This window comes from Pseudideonella sakaiensis (assembly GCF_048320135.1).
GTDB classification, from domain to species: domain Bacteria; phylum Pseudomonadota; class Gammaproteobacteria; order Burkholderiales; family Burkholderiaceae_C; genus Ideonella_A; species Ideonella_A sakaiensis_A.
Map to the genome: position 1 here is coordinate 3,350,449 of NZ_CP182947.1, position 17,415 is coordinate 3,367,863.

12 protein-coding genes are annotated in these 17,415 nt (G+C 67.2%); 5 read left to right on the top strand and 7 right to left on the bottom strand.

What is annotated here, in order from left to right; all coding sequences use genetic code 11:
• Position 1: 1 nt before the first annotated feature.
• Positions 2-1,222, bottom strand: a complete 1,221-nt coding sequence (locus ACNH6H_RS15185; RefSeq protein ID WP_418318811.1) for an alpha/beta fold hydrolase — start codon at positions 1,220-1,222, stop codon at positions 2-4.
• 119 nt (positions 1,223-1,341) lie between these two features.
• On the opposite strand from ACNH6H_RS15185, the gene ACNH6H_RS15190 reads away from it, so the two are divergent.
• Both ACNH6H_RS15190 and ACNH6H_RS15195 read left to right on the top strand, forming a co-directional pair.
• On the top strand, positions 1,342-1,950 hold the full coding sequence (locus tag ACNH6H_RS15190) for a LysE family translocator (RefSeq protein WP_418318812.1): 609 nt from the start codon (positions 1,342-1,344) through the stop codon (positions 1,948-1,950).
• Between the two features lie 136 nt (positions 1,951-2,086).
• The gene (locus tag ACNH6H_RS15195; protein WP_418318814.1) at positions 2,087-4,498 is read left to right on the top strand and encodes a putative bifunctional diguanylate cyclase/phosphodiesterase; all 2,412 of its coding nucleotides are present in this window, start codon (positions 2,087-2,089) and stop codon (positions 4,496-4,498) included.
• A 50-nt stretch (positions 4,499-4,548) separates the two neighbouring features.
• Here the strand turns inward: ACNH6H_RS15195 and ACNH6H_RS15200 are convergent, their stop codons facing one another.
• Positions 4,549-4,947, bottom strand: coding sequence for a VOC family protein (locus ACNH6H_RS15200; RefSeq protein ID WP_418318816.1), 399 nt, complete (start codon positions 4,945-4,947; stop codon positions 4,549-4,551).
• A 157-nt stretch (positions 4,948-5,104) separates the two neighbouring features.
• Here ACNH6H_RS15200 and ACNH6H_RS15205 point away from each other — a divergent pair, with 157 nt between their 5' ends.
• Positions 5,105-5,665, top strand: coding sequence for a DUF3833 domain-containing protein (locus ACNH6H_RS15205; protein WP_418318818.1), 561 nt, complete (start codon positions 5,105-5,107; stop codon positions 5,663-5,665).
• A gap of 27 nt (positions 5,666-5,692) precedes the next feature.
• Here ACNH6H_RS15205 and ACNH6H_RS15210 read toward each other — a convergent pair whose 3' ends face one another.
• Genes ACNH6H_RS15210 through serC form a run of 4 tightly spaced genes read right to left on the bottom strand, consistent with a single transcriptional unit; the run spans position 5,693 to position 12,350 of the window.
• Complete coding sequence (locus ACNH6H_RS15210; RefSeq protein ID WP_418318820.1) at positions 5,693-8,893, bottom strand: efflux RND transporter permease subunit; 3,201 nt, start codon at positions 8,891-8,893, stop codon at positions 5,693-5,695.
• Between the two features lie 23 nt (positions 8,894-8,916).
• Complete coding sequence (locus ACNH6H_RS15215; RefSeq protein WP_418318821.1) at positions 8,917-10,074, bottom strand: efflux RND transporter periplasmic adaptor subunit; 1,158 nt, start codon at positions 10,072-10,074, stop codon at positions 8,917-8,919.
• Positions 10,075-10,078: 4 nt separating this feature from the next.
• Positions 10,079-11,275, bottom strand: coding sequence for a phosphoglycerate dehydrogenase (locus tag ACNH6H_RS15220; protein ID WP_418318822.1), 1,197 nt, complete (start codon positions 11,273-11,275; stop codon positions 10,079-10,081).
• A complete protein-coding gene (gene serC / locus ACNH6H_RS15225; RefSeq protein ID WP_418318823.1) occupies positions 11,268-12,350 on the bottom strand; it encodes a 3-phosphoserine/phosphohydroxythreonine transaminase in 1,083 nt (360 codons plus the stop codon). The genes ACNH6H_RS15220 and serC overlap by 8 nt, the downstream gene beginning before the upstream one ends.
• 108 nt (positions 12,351-12,458) lie before the next feature.
• On the opposite strand from serC, the gene ACNH6H_RS15230 reads away from it, so the two are divergent.
• Positions 12,459-13,541, top strand: coding sequence for a TRAP transporter substrate-binding protein (locus ACNH6H_RS15230; RefSeq protein ID WP_418318825.1), 1,083 nt, complete (start codon positions 12,459-12,461; stop codon positions 13,539-13,541).
• Complete coding sequence (locus ACNH6H_RS15235) at positions 13,538-16,069, top strand: ATP-binding protein (protein ID WP_418318826.1); 2,532 nt, start codon at positions 13,538-13,540, stop codon at positions 16,067-16,069. Before ACNH6H_RS15230 ends, ACNH6H_RS15235 begins: the two co-directional genes overlap by 4 nt.
• On the opposite strand, the gene ACNH6H_RS15240 is transcribed toward ACNH6H_RS15235, so the two are convergent.
• Positions 16,048-17,340 (bottom strand): O-acetylhomoserine aminocarboxypropyltransferase/cysteine synthase family protein, encoded by a 1,293-nt coding sequence (locus ACNH6H_RS15240; RefSeq protein WP_418318828.1) that lies wholly within the window; start codon positions 17,338-17,340, stop codon positions 16,048-16,050. The genes ACNH6H_RS15235 and ACNH6H_RS15240 overlap by 22 nt on opposite strands.
• Between the last annotated feature and the right edge of the window lie 75 nt (positions 17,341-17,415).

Here is a 17,415-nt window from a genome sequence, read left to right on the forward strand (position 1 = left end):
TTCAGCGTGCGCGCGTCGTGACCTTCACCTCTGAGTGCAGGCTGCGATGCACCGGGCATTTGTCGGCGATCTCGAGCAGACTCGCGCGCTGCGCGTCGTCGAGCGGCCCGACCAGTTCGATCACCCGTTCGATGTGGTCGACCTTGCCGCTGCGGGTTTCGCAATCGGCGCAGTCGCTGGCGTGGATCTTCTGGTGGTTCAGCAGCACATGGGCATTTTCCAGCGGCCACTGCTTGCGCTGCGCAACCATGCGCAGCGTCATCACGGTGCAGGCACCGAGCGCAGCCAGCAGCAGGTCGTAGGGGCTCGGGCCGAGGTCGTCGCCTCCGACCGAGGCCGGTTCGTCGCCGATCAGGCTGTGCCTGCCGGCCTCGATGCTGACGGCAAAGCGGCCGGTGCCGCGCTCGCTGACACGCACCTGTTGATCGCCCGGCGCCGCTGCGGCTGGCGCCTGCGAGGCGGCAGCCGGCAGATAGCGGGCAGCCCAGGCGGCGATCAGGCCGGCGGCGTAGCGGGCATCGGTTTCGCGGGCCAGCAGGTGATCCGCACCATCGAGCGAAACGAAGGATTTCGGATGCAGCGCCTGCTCGAAAATCCGCCGTGCGTTGTCGATGCCAACCACCGAATCATCCGGCGCGTGCAGCAACAGCAGCGGCCGGCGCAGGCGGCGGATGCGCTCGGCCTGCGGCTGGCCGGCGACGTCGTCGAGAAATTCGCGTTTCAGCGTGAACGGGCGGCCGCCCAAGGTCACTTCGGCCCGGCCATCGGCTTCGATCCTGGCCAGCCCGTCGCCGAACAGATGCGTCACGTGCGCCGGATCGAAGGGCGCAGCCAGCGTCGCGACCGCCAGTGCATCGGAAATCCGGTCAGCTGCCGCAAGCACCGCGGCGCCGCCGAGCGAATGGCCGACCAGCAGAGCCGGCGCGCCATGTTCGTTGCGCAACCAGTCGGCCGCGGCGACCAGGTCGTCGACATTCGAGCTGAAATCGGTATTGCCGAAATCGCCGCCGCTGCCGCCGAGGCCGGTGAAATCGAAACGCAGCACGCCGAAACCGGCCTCGGCCAGCGCGCGGGCAATGTAGGCGGCCGCCTTGCTGTCCTTCGAGCAGGTGAAGCAATGGGCAAAAACCGCCCAGGCCCGCGCCGGGCCATCGGGCGTGTCGAGCCGTCCGGCCAGCGGGTGGCCTTGGCTGCCGGCAAATTCGATTCGGTTGCTGGGCATGGCAAATCGTCTCCTGTCGTGGTCGGCAGCGCTTCGGATGAAGTCGGCCGGGCGATGCCGATCTTGCATCGTCGGCTGCGCCAATTGACCGCCGGCAGCGATTTCGGCAGCATCCGGCGATGGATTTCCAGGTCTGGCTGATTTATTTTCTGGCCGCCACCGGGCTGTCGTTGTCGCCCGGCCCGAACGGGCTGCTTGCATTGACCCACGGTGCGCTGCACGGCCGCAAGGCGATCTACACGATCGCCGGCGGTGCGGTCGGCTTCGTCGTCATCATCGCATTGTCGATGTTCGGCATCGGCGCGTTGCTGCAGACCTCGCTGGTCTGGCTGATGGTGCTGAAGTGGCTGGGCGCCGGCTACCTGGTCTGGCTCGGCGTGCAGGTCTGGCGCTCGCCGCCGATCGGACTGTCGGTCGAGCACGCGGGAGCAACGCGGGCCGGCTGGTCGATGTTCCGCCAGGGCGCGTTGTCGGCGCTGACCAATCCGAAGGCGCTGCTGTTTTTTGCCGCGTTTCTGCCGCAATTCATCGATCCGGCGCGCAGCCTGATGCTCCAGTTCGTCGTGATGGCGACGACCTTTGCCGCGATCGAAATCGCGACCGAGACCTTCATCGCCAGCCTTGCCTCGCGCATCAGCCCGTGGCTGCGCCGGGTCGGGCGGCGTTTCAACCAGGTCTGCGGCGGCATCTTCATCGCGATCGGCGTGGTGTTGCCACTTCGCGGCTAGGCTGTCGCGGCCTGTCGGCCGCCCGCCGGCTGCGCCGTGCTGGCCCCGTCAAGCAGGCGGCGATTGTGCCGATATACCGCAGATCAGCATTCTCTGGCGCCCACCCGATGGGCGGCCGACCGGGCGCGATCTTTCCATGAGCAGTATTCCTCTTCCGCCGGGTTGGCAGGGTTTCCTCGCGCGCTGGCGCCAGGATTTCCACGTCTACCGGGCGACGGATCCGGATTCGGCGGCGATCCGTGCACGCCACATGCAGTCGATCGGCCGGCTGACACCGCTGATGATGTTCGCCAACCTGGCCGGCGGCGTGCTGCTGGCCACCTCGCTGCGCGAACGGGTGCCGATGTGGGAACTGGCGCCATGGCTGGCGATGCTGCTGCTGGTCTGCGGGTCGGCGATCCACAACTGGTGGGATCATCTGCAGCATCCGCGAGCCGAGGTATCGCCGGCGGCGATCCGGCGCGCGGTCAGCGGCGCAACCCTGTTCGGCCTGCTGTGGGGCGGCGCGGCGGTCGCCTGGCTGGCGTCGATTCCGCTCGAACAGCAGCTGCTGCTGGCGACGCTGGTCGTCGGCATGATGTGCGGCGGCGCGTTTGCGCTTGCCTCGGTACCGCAGGCGGCGTCCGCCTACCTCGGCATCATCACGCTGGCATCGGTCGTCGCGCTGCTGCGCGCCGGTGGCGTCGTCTACCTGAACATGGTCGTGCTGGTGCTGGTCTACGGCTGCTTGCTCGGGCTGTGTGTATTGACCAGCGCGCGCATCCATACCGCGCGGCTGGTGTCCGAACGCGAGGCCGAGCGCCAGGGGCAGCTGGTCGAACTGCTGCTGCGCGACTTCGAGGAGCATTCGGCCGATCTGTTGTGGGAGGTCGGCTGCGACGGCCGGTTCAGCCGCGTCTCGACCCGCCTTGCCGGCGCCTTCGGCCGCAGCGAAGCACAGATGCGGGGCACCGGACTGATCGAGATCATGGTCCGGCAGCTGCCTTTCGACCAGCCCGAGACCCACGTCAACCGGCTGGCCGCGACGATTGCCGCCGGCAAGCCCTACAAGGACCTGATCGTGCCGGTGCAGACGGTGATCGGGCCGCGCTGGTGGTCGCTGACCGCCCGGCCACTCGAAGGCGAAGGTGGCGGCATCGTCGGCTGGCGCGGGGTGATCGCCGATGTCACCGATGCCCATCTGGCGCAGGAGCGCCTGGAGCATCAGGCCCATTCGGATTCACTGACCGGTCTGGCGAACCGGCTGCAGCTGCGCGAGCACCTGCAGCGCGCGGTCGAGGATGTGCAGGTGATGCCGCAGGCGGCGACGCCGTTTGCACTGATCTGCCTCGATGTCGACTTCTTCAAGGCGATCAACGATGCGCTCGGCCATTCGGTCGGCGATGCGGTGCTGATCGAAGTTGCCAACCGGCTGCGCGGCAGCCTGCGCGAGGCCGACCTGGCGGCACGGGTCGGCGGCGACGAATTTGCGATCGTGATCGACCTCGCCGATGGCACGCCGCAGCTGCATGCGATGGCCAGACGCATCGTGCGCGCCTTGTGCCAGCCGTTCCGGGACGGCGACCACCTGGTGTCGCTGAGCGTCAGCATCGGCATCGCGATCGCGCCCGACCATGGCACGACGCTCGACGAGCTGCTGACCCACGCCGACCTCGCGCTGTACGAGGCGAAGGAACGCGGCCGTGGCCGTTACGAACTCTTCACGCCGGTGCTCGGCGAGCGGCACCGCCGGCGGACGATGATTGCCCAGCAGCTGCGTGGTGCGCTCGACCGCAATGAACTGTCGCTGGCCTGGCAACCCCAGGTCGACATCGCCAGTTGGCGGATCGTCGGCGCCGAGGTGCTGCTGCGCTGGCAGCATCCGACGCTCGGCCATGTCTCGCCGGCTGATTTCATTGCCGTCGCCGAGGAGTCGGGGCAGATCAATGCGATCGGCGCCTGGGTGCTCGAGCAGGCCTGCCTCGGCGCGGCGAATCTGCCGGATTCGATCAGCGTGTCGGTCAATGCGTCGACCGCGCAGCTGATGCAGGAAGATTTTGTCGACCTCGTCGCCCGCGCGTTGCAGCACTCGGCGCTGGCCCCGCAGCGCTTGAAGATCGAGATCACCGAGTCGCTGTTCATGGATGCGGTGCCGGTGGCATTGGCGAACCTGCACGGCCTGCGGGCACTCGGTGTCGCGATCTCGCTCGACGATTTCGGCACCGGCTTCTCGTCGCTCGCCTACCTGCTGCGTTTTCCGTTCGACGTGCTGAAGATCGACCGATCGTTCGTGCTCGAAATGATGGCGCGCGACGATGCCCGCGCGCTGGTGCGCTCGATTGTCGAGATGGCTGCTTCGCTCGGCATGGGAACGGTTGCCGAAGGCGTCGAGGACGTCGACCAGCTCGACGTGCTGCGCCAGGCCGGTTGTGCGCAGATCCAGGGTTATCTGGTTGCCCGGCCGATGCCGCTGCCGCAACTCGAGCTGATGCTGATCGACTGGAAGCAGGGCGCGGGCAGGCCGGACCTGCAGGCCACGCGCACGCCGGCCGAGCGCGTCGCCGCCTGAAGCGAGCGAATCGGCGCCGGCCGGTTCGACCGGCACGGTCGCAACCGCGCTCAGGCTGTCGGCGGCGGCAGGGCCTCCAGCATGCTGAGCCGGTTGCCCTCGGTATCGGTGAATGCCACATAGCGACCGACGCCGGGAATCAGCATCGGCTCGCCCAATACCTTGCCACCGCCGGCCTCGACACGCCGCATTGCCGCGGCGATGTCGTCGACACCGATCACCACCGATGGATGCTGGCCCGGCATGTCGGGTCGGTGCGGGAACATGCCGCCGTCGATCGCGCCGGCCGGTGCGCCCGGCCGCGCATCGTCGAGCGCGGTCGTCAGCAGCAGGTAATTTCCCATCTCCTCGCCGAGCATCTGCGTCTGCCAGCCAAAAGTCGCGGCATAAAACGCGGCCGCCCGGTCGCGGTCGTGATAGGGCATCTCGAAGTGGACGACGGGATCCATCGGCATTCTCCGGTCAGGTCGGGCCACAACAATAACCCCTCTGCGCCAATTCGGACAGATCCAATACTTGAACGACCGAAAAGTGACTGATTGGTATATAATCTGACCTATCGTTTCGTGGCGCTTGTCACATCGCACTCGATTTCGGAAGTCCATCATGAAGACACTGTTGTTGCCGCGCATGGCGAGCCGCTGGACCTTGCTGATTGCGCTGCTCAGCGCGCTGGTGCTGCTGTCTGCGTGTGCCGGACCGCGGCTCGCTGATCATTCGGGGCAGACCCCGGTCTTTGATTTCAAGCGCTATTTCAGCGGCCGGGTGCTGGCGCATGGTCTGGTCAGTGACCGCGGCGGCAAGGTGCTGCGTCGCTTCGTCGTCGACATCCAGGCCAACTGGGCGGGCAATACCGGAACCCTCGATGAGCGCTTCGTCTACGACGACGGCGAACGGCAACGGCGTGTCTGGACGGTGCAGATCCAGCCCGATGGCTCGCTGGTCGGCAACGCGGCCGACGTTGTCGGTCAGGCGGTCGGCCGCTCGACCGGCCCGGCGTTCAACTGGCGCTACACATTGGCATTGCCGGTCGACGGCACGGTCTACGAGGTGCAGTTCGACGACTGGATGTACCAGGTCGACGAGGATGTCGTGCTGAACCGGGCCACGATGAGCAAATTCGGCGTCCGCGTCGGCGAGGTGCTGTTGTCGTTTCAGCGCCGCTGACGCCGGCGCCTCGGCGTCACCGTCGCGTCAGGCCGCGCCGACCGGCGCACGGCCGGCGCGCCACGCGGCAGGTGTCAGCGCCCGCCACAGCATGCGCAGGCCGACGAGCGCAAGCAAGGCTTCGAGCAGCGTCGCGACAAACGCGACGAATACCGGTTGCCGCGTCGCGCGCCAATGGAATTTGGCGATTGCGCGGTCACGCGAGGTTTCGATGCTGTCGTAGAAGCTCGGAATCACCAGCAGCGTCAGCACCGTGCTGGTGATCACGCCGCCGATGATCGCAACCGCCATCGGGCGGTAGAACTCGCCGCCTTCACCGACGCCGATCGCCACCGGCATCATGCCGGCGATCAGCGCAAACGAGGTCATCAGGATCGGCCGCAGCCGCTTGCGGCCGGCAGCCATCAGCGCCTCCTCGCGGTCCATGCCTTCGGCCTCGCGGACGCGGGCCGCATCGAGCAGCAGGATTGCATTTTTTGCGACCAGCCCCATCAGCATGATCACGCCGATCAGGCTCATCAGGTTCATCGTGCCGCCGGTCGCCAAGAGCGCCAGCACGACGCCGATCAGCGACAGCGGCAGCGACAACATCACCGCCATCGGCGCGGTAAACGAGCCGAACTGCATCACCAGGATCAGGTACATCAGGCCGATGCCTGAAAACAGCGCGATCGCCATTTCCTTGAAGACCTCCTGCTGGTCGCGCGACGCACCGGCCAGTTCCAGGCCGTAGCCCGGCGGGTAGTTCATCGAGCGGGCGATCTTCAGTGCATCGGCGGTCACCTCGCCAGGAGAGCGGCCCTGTGCGTTGGCGGCCACCGAAATCGTCCGCTTGCCGTTGGCATGCTGGATCTTCGACGGCCCGCGGCCCATCGTGATCGTCGCGATCTGCTCGAGCGGCACCATCTGGTTGCTGCCACCGACCGCAATCGGCAGCCGCTCGATGTTGGCGGCCGCTACGCGGTCGTCCGGGTGCAGCCGCACTGCGACATCGCGGGTTTCGCCGCTCGGGTCGACCCAGTCGCCGGCTTCGACGCCGGCAAACGCCACCCGCAAGCCCTGCGCGGCGTCGGCCGCCGAGATGCCGAGTGAATTGGCCAGGCTGCGGTCGAGTTCGATCTTCAGCTCGTCTTGCGGTGCCTGTTCCGACAGCCCGACATCGACCGCGCCCGGCACCTCGCGCAGCCTGGCCATGAATTCATTGGTGATCGCCAGCAGCTGCCGCGAATCCGGGCCGGTGAAGCGGATCTGCACAGGCTTCTGCGCGCCCATGTTCAGGTCCTCGAGCACGACATATTCGGCGCCGACCAGCCTGGCCGTCAGCTGGCGCAGGTCGGCGGCAATCTGGAAGGCCGAGCGCTCGCGCTGGTCGCTTTTGCCGATGTCGACATAGATGCGGCCGCCGCCGGTGTTGACGCTGCTGTTGGTCGCCACCGTCTCGGGCAGGGTGCGCGCCAGCTCTGCCGCCGCTTCGACCTTCAGCCGCGCATAGTCGAGGCTGCTGCTCGGCGGCGTGCGGATGTCGACCGCGATTGTTCCGGAATCCGACGCCGGCAGAAAACTCGAGCCGCCGAACTTGACCTGCAGCACGACCGCGGCCACCAGGCTGGCGACCGCAAACAGCGCCATCCAGCGCCGATGGTGCAGCGCCCATGCGATCAGCCGGCCATAACGATCCGCCTGGTGGTCGAACCATTCGTTGAAGCGCTGCAGCATGCGGCTGACGCCATGCCGGGGCGCCTGCTGGTGGCCCGGCGGATCGCCCCAGTAGGCCGACAGCATCGGGTCGAGCGTGAAGCTGATGAACAGGCTGACCAGCACCGACGCGACGACGGTGACCGCAAACGGGCGGAACCATTCGCCCGAGACGCCGGGCATGAAGGCCACCGGCACGAATACCGCGACGATCGAAAACGTCGTCGCCGCCACCGCGAGGCCGATCTCGGCGGTTCCGTTCAGTGCCGCGCTGCGCCGATCGGAACCGTTTTCCATGTGCCGGACGATGTTTTCGCGAACCACGATCGCATCGTCGATCAGCACGCCGATCGCCAGCGACAGGCCGAGCAGGCTCATGAAATTGAGCGTGAAGCCGGCCAGCCAGACCGCGATGAAGGCGGCGATCACCGATGTCGGCAACGACAGCGCGGTGATCAGCGTCGAGCGCCACGAATTGAGAAACAGGTAGACGACGAAAACCGTCAGCCCGGCACCGAAGACCAGCGCATGGATCACGTTGTCGAGGCTGTTCTGCGCATCGCGGCCACCGTCGCGGGTGATCTCGAGCCTGGTGCCGGCCGGCAGCGTTGGCGCGACCTCGTCGACCATCTTGCGGATGCGGTCGGCCACGCTGACCGTGCTCGCCTCCCGGGTGCGCGTGATCGACAGCCCGACATTCGGAAAGCCGTTGCGCATCGAGGCGCTGGACAACTCGGCAAAACCGTCCTGCACCAGCGCGACCTGCGACAACCGGACCATCTCGTTGCCGCGCCGCTTGACGACGATCTGGCCGAACTGCTCGGGCGATTCGATCCGGCCGACCAGCCGGATGCTCTGGTCCTGGAATTCGCCGCGCACCTTGCCGACCGGCGCGGTGGTGTTCTGCGCACGCAGCGCCGCCACCACCTCGGTCACCGAGACTTCGTATTCGCGCAGTTTCTGCGCGCGCAGCAGCACCGACAGCTCGCGTTTCAGCGCGCCGTTGACATTGACCGTCGCGACGCCGGCGATGCCGCGGAAGCGGTCGGCCAGCTGGTCTTCGGCGAGCCGCGAGATCGCGGCATGCGACTGCGTCGTCGACGACAGCGCCAGCTGCATGATCGGCTGCGCGGCCGGGTCGAGCCGCTGCAGGATCGGCTCGCGGATTTCGGTCGGCAGCTTGTAGCGCACCGAGGCGATCGCATTGCGCACCTCGTCGGCGGCGATCACCAGGTTCTTGTCGAAATTGAAGCGCAGCACCAGCGAGGCATTGCCTTCGCTGGCCGTGGCGTTCAGCTGATCGACGCCGGAGATGCCTTGCAGCGCTTTCTCGATGCGGTTGACGACCTCGCGTTCGACGGTCTCCGGCGATGCGCCCGGATACGGGATGTTGACGGTCAGCACCGGCTGCTCGACATCCGGAATCTGGTTGACGCGCAGCTTCGACAACGCCAGCAGGCCGAGCGCCATCAGGCCGATGATGATGACGATCATCGGCACCGGCCGCTTGACGCTGAAGTTGGAAAGAAACATCGCCGGCCTCTTGCCGTCGCCGCTCAGCGCGTATGGGCCGGACCGGCGGCACTCGCCGCGCTGGCCGGTACAGCGGCCGCGGCAGCGGCCAACTCGACGGCCTGCCCGTCAACCAATGATCCGGTCGGGTGAGCGAGGATCCGGTCGCCCGGTGCCAGGCCATCGCGCACCGGGTACAGGCCACTGCGGGCGTCGCGCTCGCCGAGCCGCACCGGCTGGCGGACCAGCCGCTGGCCGTCGATCCGCCAGACAGACACCGCCTCGCCGCTGCGCACCAGCGCGTTGTCGGGCACCGTCGGCACCGCATTGCCGCTGCCGGCGACCCGGCCTTCGGCAAACAGCCCGGCAACATTCGGCGCCTTCGCCGGCTCGTCGAAGGCGACCGTCACCGCAACCTGCCGCGTCGTCGGATTGACCGCTGCGTCGATGCGCAGCACGGTGCCGTCGAACATTCCGTCGCCGAAACCGTTGATGCGGAATTCGACCGACTGGCCGACCTTCAATTCGTCGAGCCGATCCGCCGATACCAGGCCTTCGAAACGCATGCTGGCCGGGTCGATCACCTTGACCAGTTCCTTGCCGACCTGCGCGGTGTCGCCGACCGACGCCTTGCGCTCGCTGACGACACCGTCGAACGGTGCGACGATCCGCGTCTTCTGCAACTGCTGGCGGGCGGCCACCACCCGTGACCGCGCGGCCGCGAGGTCGCTGCTGGCGTTGTTGCGGCGAATGCCGGCATCGTCGAGCGCCTGTGCGGTCGCCATGCCCTGCTGCTGCAGTGTGCGCAGCCGCTGCAGCTGGCGCTCGGCCTGCGTCAATGCCTGCTCGGCGGCGCGCGCCGCCGCCTCGGCCGATCTGAGGTTTTCGCGCAGCGAGGTTTCATCGAGCCGCATCAGCAACTCGCCAGCACGCACCGGCTGGCCGTTGTCCTTCAGCACCGCGGTGACGACCGACGGCACCTCGGCGCGCAGGTCAGCACGCCGACCAGGCTGCACCGAACCGGTGATCACCGGGCCATTGGCCAGCTGGCTGGCCTCGACGGTCAACAGATCCTCGGGTGCGATCAGCAGCGATGCGTCGGCGGCGGTCGAACGGCCGTTCGCCGCTTTCGGCGCATCGGCGGGTTTTCCGCAACCGGCGAGCATGCCGATCGACAGCAATACAGCCAGCAGCGGGCGCATCGCGTCAGGCCTGTCCCGGCAGATAGCGCACCGACAACACCCCATCGATCGCCTTCAGCTGGTCGATCACCGCGTCGCCAACTGCGCTGTCGACGTCGACCAGCGTATAGGCCATCTCGCCGCGCGACTTGTTGACCATGTTGTGGATATTCAGCCCGGCCTCGGCCATCGTCGTCGAGATCTGCCCGAGCATGTTCGGCACGTTCGCGTTGGCGATCGCGACCCGCCACGGGCTTTCGCGCAGCATCGCGACAGTCGGGAAGTTCACCGCATTGGCGACGTTGCCGTTCTCGAGGAAGTCGCGCAGCTGGTCGACGACCATGATCGCGCAGTTTTCCTCCGCTTCGCGTGTGCTGGCACCGAGATGAGGCAGTGCGATCACCTTCGGATGGCCATGGATCGCGGCGCCGGGAAAGTCGCAGACATATTGGCCGAGCCGGCCGGCGGCGAGCGCCTCGAGCACCGCGCTGTCGCTGACGACGCCTTCGCGGCTGAAATTGAGCAGCACCGCGCCGGGCCGCATCAGGCCGATGTTGCCGTCGTTGACGAGATGGCGCGTCGCGTCGAGCAGCGGCACATGCAGCGTGACGAATTGCGCGCCGCGCAGCACCTCGTTGACGCTGCCGGCTCGCCGCACCTGCGACGGCAGGCTCCAGGCGGCGTCGACGGTGATCTCCGGGTCGTAGCCCAGCACGTCGAGGCCGAGCTTGATCGCGGCATCGGCGATCAGGCAGCCGACCTTGCCGAGGCCGATGATGCCCAGCGTCTGGCCGGCGATCTCGAAACCGGCAAACGATTTCTTGCCATCCTCGACGCGCTGCTCGAGATTCGGCGCCGCGACGTCGAGCGCGGCGGAGAACTGCAAGGCCGGCGCGAGGTTGCGCGCGGCCATCAGCATGCCGGCAAGCACCAGTTCCTTGACGGCATTGGCATTCGCGCCCGGCGCGTTGAAGACCGGTACGCCGCGCTTGCTCATCGACTCGACCGGGATGTTGTTGGTGCCGGCGCCGGCGCGGCCGATCGCCTGCACGCTCGGCGCGATGGTCAGGCCGTGCAGGTCGGTCGAGCGGACCAGGATCGCGACCGGATCGCCGACGTCCTTGCCGACGAGGTAGCGATCGGCCGGCAGCCGCGACAACCCGAGCGCCGAGATCTGGTTCAGCACCAGGATGCCGGCGCGGTGGGCGCCGGCCTCAGCCATGCTGGGCCTCGAAGTCCTTCATGTAGGCAACCAGCGTCTTCACGCCTTCGATCGGCATCGCGTTGTAGATCGACGCGCGGATGCCGCCGACCGAACGATGGCCCTTCAACTGCACCATGCCGCGCTCGGCCGCGCCTTTCAGGAAGGTCTCGTCGAGCGATTCGTCCTTCAGGCGGAACGGCACGTTCATCAACGAACGGCAGTCCCTGGCAACCGGGCAGGTGAAAAAGCTCGACGAATCGAGGTGATCGTAGAGCAGTGCCGCCTTCGCCGCATTGTGCGTGGCCATCGCCTCCAGCCCGCCTTGCTCCTTGATCCATCTGAAGACCAGGCCGGCGATGTAGATCGCATAGGTCGGCGGCGTGTTGAACATCGAATCGGCTTCGGCGACCGTCTTGTAGTCGAAGGCCGATGGCGTCGTCGGCAGCGCCTGGCCGATCAGGTCGTCGCGAACGATCACGATCGTCAGGCCGGCAGGTCCGATGTTTTTCTGCGCGCCGCCGTAGATCAGTCCGTATCTGGCAACCTCGACCGGCCGCGACAGGATGTCGCTCGACATGTCGGCGACCAGCGGCACGTCGCCGACATCAGGCGTGAAGTGGTATTCGACGCCGCCGATCGTCTCGTTGCTGCAGATGTGGACATAGGCGGCGTCCGGGTCGAGCCGCCATTCGTCGCGCGGCGGGATCGTCGTATAGCCGCTGTCCTTCGCACTCGCGGCGACATTGACGGTGGCGTATTTCTTCGCCTCCTTGATCGATTTCTTCGACCACTCGCCGGTGTCGACATAGTCGGCCTTGGTGTTGCCGCGCAGCAGGTTCATCGGGACGATCGCGTTCTGCGCCAGCGCGCCGCCCTGCAGGAACAACACCTTGTAATTGGCCGGCACCGCGAGCAGTTCGCGCAACAGCGCCTGCGCTTCATCGGCGATCGAGATGAACTCCTTCCCGCGGTGGCTCATCTCCATCACCGACATGCCGGAGCCATGCCAGTCGAGCATTTCGGCCGCGGCCGTAGCGAGCACCGATTCCGGCAGGGCGGCCGGACCGGCGCTGAAATTGAAAACACGGGTCATGTGCGGAAGTCTCCGGGCGGAGGTTGCGGCGAAAAGGCGAAGTTTACGGGTCTCGGCCCCCGCGCCGACGTGTGAAAGAATGGGGCTGCGCCGCTCGGGGGAAGATGGTTGAAATCATTGCATTGCCGGATCCTCGCCCGCCTGTTCGCGGGCTTGACGGTCTGCCTGCTGGCAAGCGGACCGGTGCTTGCCGCCGAGCCGCAAGGCACGCCGCTGCGGCTGCGCGTCGTCGGCGGGCTCGGCAAGCTGAACCAGTACACGCGACACGAGCAGCCGTTCTGGACCCGTGAGCTGCAGCGGCTCAGCGAAGGACGGCTCAGCGCCGAGATCGTTCCATTCGACCAGGTCGGCCTGAGCGGCCACGAGATGCTGAGGCTGCTGCAGATCGGCGCGGTACCGTTCGGCACCGCCTTGCTGCCGCTGGTCGCGACCCAGGATCCGGAACTCGGTGCCGCCGACCTGCCCGGACTGAACCCGGACATGTCGGTGCTGCGAAAACACGTGGCTGCGTTCCGGCCCCATCTCGAGCAGCGGCTGCGCGAGCGGTGGGGCGTCGAGATGCTCGCGGTCTACGTCTATCCGGCGCAGGTCACGTTCTGCAACAAGCCGTTTGCCAACCTGGCCGATCTGGCGGGCCGGCGCATCCGCAGTTCGAATCCCGCGCAGTCGGATCTGGTCGAGGCGATCGGTGCGGTGCCGGTGCAGACCGCATTCGCCGACATCGTGCCGAAGCTGCGCAGCGGCGACATCGAATGCGCGATCACCGGCACGATGTCGGGCAATACGATCGGCCTGCACGAGGTGACGAGCCATGTCCACACGATGGCGGCGAATTGGGGGCTGGCGATCTTCGGCGCCAATGCCGCCAGTTTCGCCGCATTGCCGCCCGATCTGCAGGCCTTGCTGCGGCGGCAGCTGCGGATGCTCGAACTGTCGATCTGGGCCGATGCGCAGCGCGAAACCGGCGAGGGGCTTGCCTGCAACAGCGGCAGCCCGGCCTGCGTCAACGGCCGCAAGGGGCGGATGGTGGTGGTCGACGAGACGCCGGCCGATGTTGCCCGCTGGCGCGAGATCTTCGTCTCGACGGTGCTGCCGCGCTGGGTGCAGCGCTGCGGGCCGCAGTGCGCGGTGGTCTGGAACAACACGTTGAAGCCGGTCACCGGCATCGAGGCGAAGACCACGCCGCCATGAGCCGAATGTTCCGCGCCTCGCGTGTGATCTGGCTGATCGTCGGCATCTTCTGCCTGTGCGTGATCGGCGTCGGCACGCTGCTGATCCAGCAGCTCACGCGCGAGGCCGAACTTGCCGCGCGCCAGCAGGCCGCAAGCCTGGCCCGTGCCGCCGAATCGGCGCTGAACCGCAACTTCATCGCCTTTGATCTGACGCTGGCCGGGCTGGCAACGATGCCCGGGCTGTTTGTCGACGAGCGAGGTACCGTCGATGCCTCGCGCGCGCCGGCCATCCTGCGTGCGCTGATCGACCAGCGTCTGCTCGTCCACAACCTGACGATCCTCGACAGCCAGCGCAACGTGCTGGCGGCCGCCGAGCAATCGACGATGCGGCTCGGCTTGTCGCTGCCATCCGAATTTTTCGACGCGGTCGAGGCGCAACTGGCGCCGAAACTGGCGATCAGCCGGCCGGCCACCGATTTCAGCACCGGCGAAAGGGTGCTGCATTTCGCGCGTCCGCTGGATTTTGCAGGCGGCGAACGACGGATCGCCGTCGCGACGGTGCCGGTATCCGTCCTGACGACGATCCTGGCGCCTGCGGTCGAGATCGACGGCATGACGATCGCGATGGAGAACGACGATGGCGTGCTGCTCGCCAGCGTGCCCGCCAACGATTCGCTGCTTGGCCGCAAGCTGCCGCTTGCGTCCGCCGCAAATGCCGATCCGGCGCGCGCGAAGCTGACCACCGGCCGCCTGGCCGGTGAGCCGGCCTATGCGGCTGCGCGATCCACCGTCTACGGGTCCGTCCACGTGACCGCGGCGATCTCTCGCGCGGCCGCGATGGCGCCAATGCGCGAACCGCGGCTGACGACGCTGACGATCGGCACCTTGTTCATCCTGCTGGCGATCACGCTCGGCGTGCTCAGCCAGGCCTATCTGCAGCGGCTGAAGGCGCTGACCGCCGAATCGGCGAATGCGCATTTCGTGCTCGAGGAGGCGCTGGCGTCGATGGACGAGGGCTTTCTGCTGTGGAATGCCGACGATCGCGTGATCGCCTGGAACGAGCGTTACCTGACGATGTTTCCGCACCTGCGCGGCGTGATTGCCGTCGGAGCCAGTGTCGAGGAGGTTGCCGAGGTCGCCGCGGCGACGATGATTGCCGGCGAGGACGAGCAGCGCCGCGATGCCTGGATTGCCGACCGCGTCGCGCAGCACAAGGCCGCCCCAGGTCGCGAGGTCGAGCAGCGCCTGCCCGGCGGTACGGTGATCGGCGTCGTCGAGCGGCGCACCGCGACTGGCGGCATCGTCGCGATCTACCGCGACGTCACCGAATCGCGCGCGGCGGCACGCGAGCTCGAACTGGCGATGCGCAATGCCGAGGCGGCCAACGAGGCGAAGACGCGGTTCCTGGCGACGATGAGCCACGAAATCCGCACACCGCTGAACGGCGTGCTCGGAATGAACAGCCTGCTGCTGCATACGCCGCTCGATGCGAAGCAACGCCTGTATGCCGAGACGATCCGCAGCTCCGGCGAGACGCTGCTGAACATCATCAACGACATCCTCGACATGTCGCGTCTGGAGGCGGGCCGGGTCAGCCTCGAGTCGGCGCCGTTCGATCCCGCTGCGCTGATCGACGAAGTGGCCGCTCCGCTGGCGGCACGGGCAGATGCCAAAGGCATCGTGCTGAAGGTCGAACACGATGCAGCGCTGCACCGGCGTCTGGTCGGCGACGCCGCGCGGCTGCGCCAGGTGTTGTTCAACCTGGTCGGCAATGCGGTCAAGTTCACCGAGCGGGGCCAGGTGGTCATCAGCGCGACGCATCGGCCACTCGACGGCGGCCGCGTCGAGTGGAATGTCCGCATCTGCGACAGCGGCATCGGCATCGCCGCCGATGTGTTGCCGACGCTGTTCGACCGCTTCACGCAGGCCGACAGCAGCACCTCGCGACGTTTCGGCGGCAGCGGCCTTGGCCTCGCGATCTGCCGCGAGCTGATCGAGTTGATGGGCGGGCGGATCAGCATCGACAGCCGCATCGGCATCGGCACCGAGATCGGCATCGCAGTGCCGATGCCGGTCGCCGACCAGGCGGAGTCGTCAGGTCGCGGCGCCGACGATGTTTCGCCGTCGCCAGGGCGGGCGCTGCGCATCCTGGTCGCCGAGGACAACGGCGTCAACCAGATGCTGATCGCCGCGATGCTGCAGCAGATGGGCCACCAGGTCGACGTCGCTGCCGATGGCTGGGAAGCGGTGCAGAAAGTCCGGCAGACACGCTTCGACCTGGTGCTGATGGATATCCAGATGCCGCAGATGGACGGCGTATCGGCGACCCGCGCGATCCGGCAATTGCCCGGCGAGGCCGGTATGGTGCCGATCGTCGCGGTGTCGGCGAACGTGCTGCCTGAGCAGCGCGCCGCCTATCTGGCCGCCGGAATGATCGAGCATGTGACCAAACCGATCGACCGGGCCGTGCTGGCCAGGGCGATCGCCGCCGCCGTCGAGCCGACGACGGAAACCGGCGGCAGCGGTCAGGCGGCAGCCAACGCCTGATCGAGGTCGGCCTTCAGGTCGTCGACATGTTCGATGCCGACGCACAGCCGCACCGTCTCCTCGGTGACGCCGGAAGTCGCCAGTTCATCCGGTGACAACTGGCGGTGCGTCGTCGATGCCGGATGGGTTGCCAGCGACTTGACGTCGCCGATGTTGACGAGCCGGGTGAACAGCTGCAATGCGTCGAGAAAACGTTCGCCGCCGGCGCGCCCGCCCTTCACGCCGAAGGTCAGCAGGCCCGACGCCCGGCCACCCATCATCGAGCGCACCAGCGCATGGTCGGCGTGGTCTTCCAGGCCGGCATAGTTGACCCATTCCACCTTCGCATGGTTTTGCAGATGGCGGGCCACCTCGAGCGCATTGCTGCAGATGCGGTCCATCCGCAGCGCCAGCGTCTCGACGCCCTGCAGGATCTGCCAGGCGTTGAACGGCGAGATCGCCGCACCCATGTTGCGCAGCGGGACGACGCGCGCGCGGCCGATGTAGGCGGCCGCACCGAGCGCCTCGGTGTAGACGACGCCGTGGTAGCTGACATCGGGCTCGTTCAAGCGCTTGAAACGCGCCTTGTGGTCGGCCCACGGGAATTTGCCGGAATCGACGATCGCGCCGCCGATGCTGGTGCCGTGGCCGCCGAGGTATTTGGTCAGCGAGTGGACGATGATGTCGGCTCCGTGCTCGAACGGCCGGCACAGGTAGGGGCTGGGCACGGTGTTGTCGACGATCAGCGGAATGCCGTGCCGGTGCGCGACCTCGGCCATCGCCGCGATGTCGGTGACGTTGCCGGACGGGTTGCCGATCGACTCGACGAAGATCGCCTTGGTGCGGTCGTCGATCAGCGGCTCGAAGCTGGCGGCATCGCGGTAGTCGCCGAACCGGGTCTCGATGCCGTACTGCGGCAGCGTGTGCGCAAACAGGTTGTAGGTGCCGCCATACAGCGCGCTGCTCGAGACGATGTTGTCGCCGGCCTCGGCAATCGTCTGGATCGCGTAGGTCACTGCCGCCTGCCCGGAGGCCAGCGCCAGCGCGGCAATCCCGCCTTCGAGTGCGGCCACCCGCTCCTCGAGCACCGCCTGGGTCGGATTCATGATCCGGGTGTAGATGTTGCCGGCGACTTTCAGGTCGAACAGATCGGCGCCGTGCTGCGCATTGTCGAACGCATAGGCAACCGTCTGGTACAGCGGAACCGCAACCGCGTGGGTGGTCGGCTCGGGCTCGTAGCCGGCATGCACGGACTTGGTTTCGAAGCGCCATTGGCTGGTGTCGCGGGGCATTGCAGAACTCCTTCAAGCTGGAAAAGTCGGGGCGCCCCAGTCTACGCGCCCGCTGCTCACCGATGCCGCCGGACA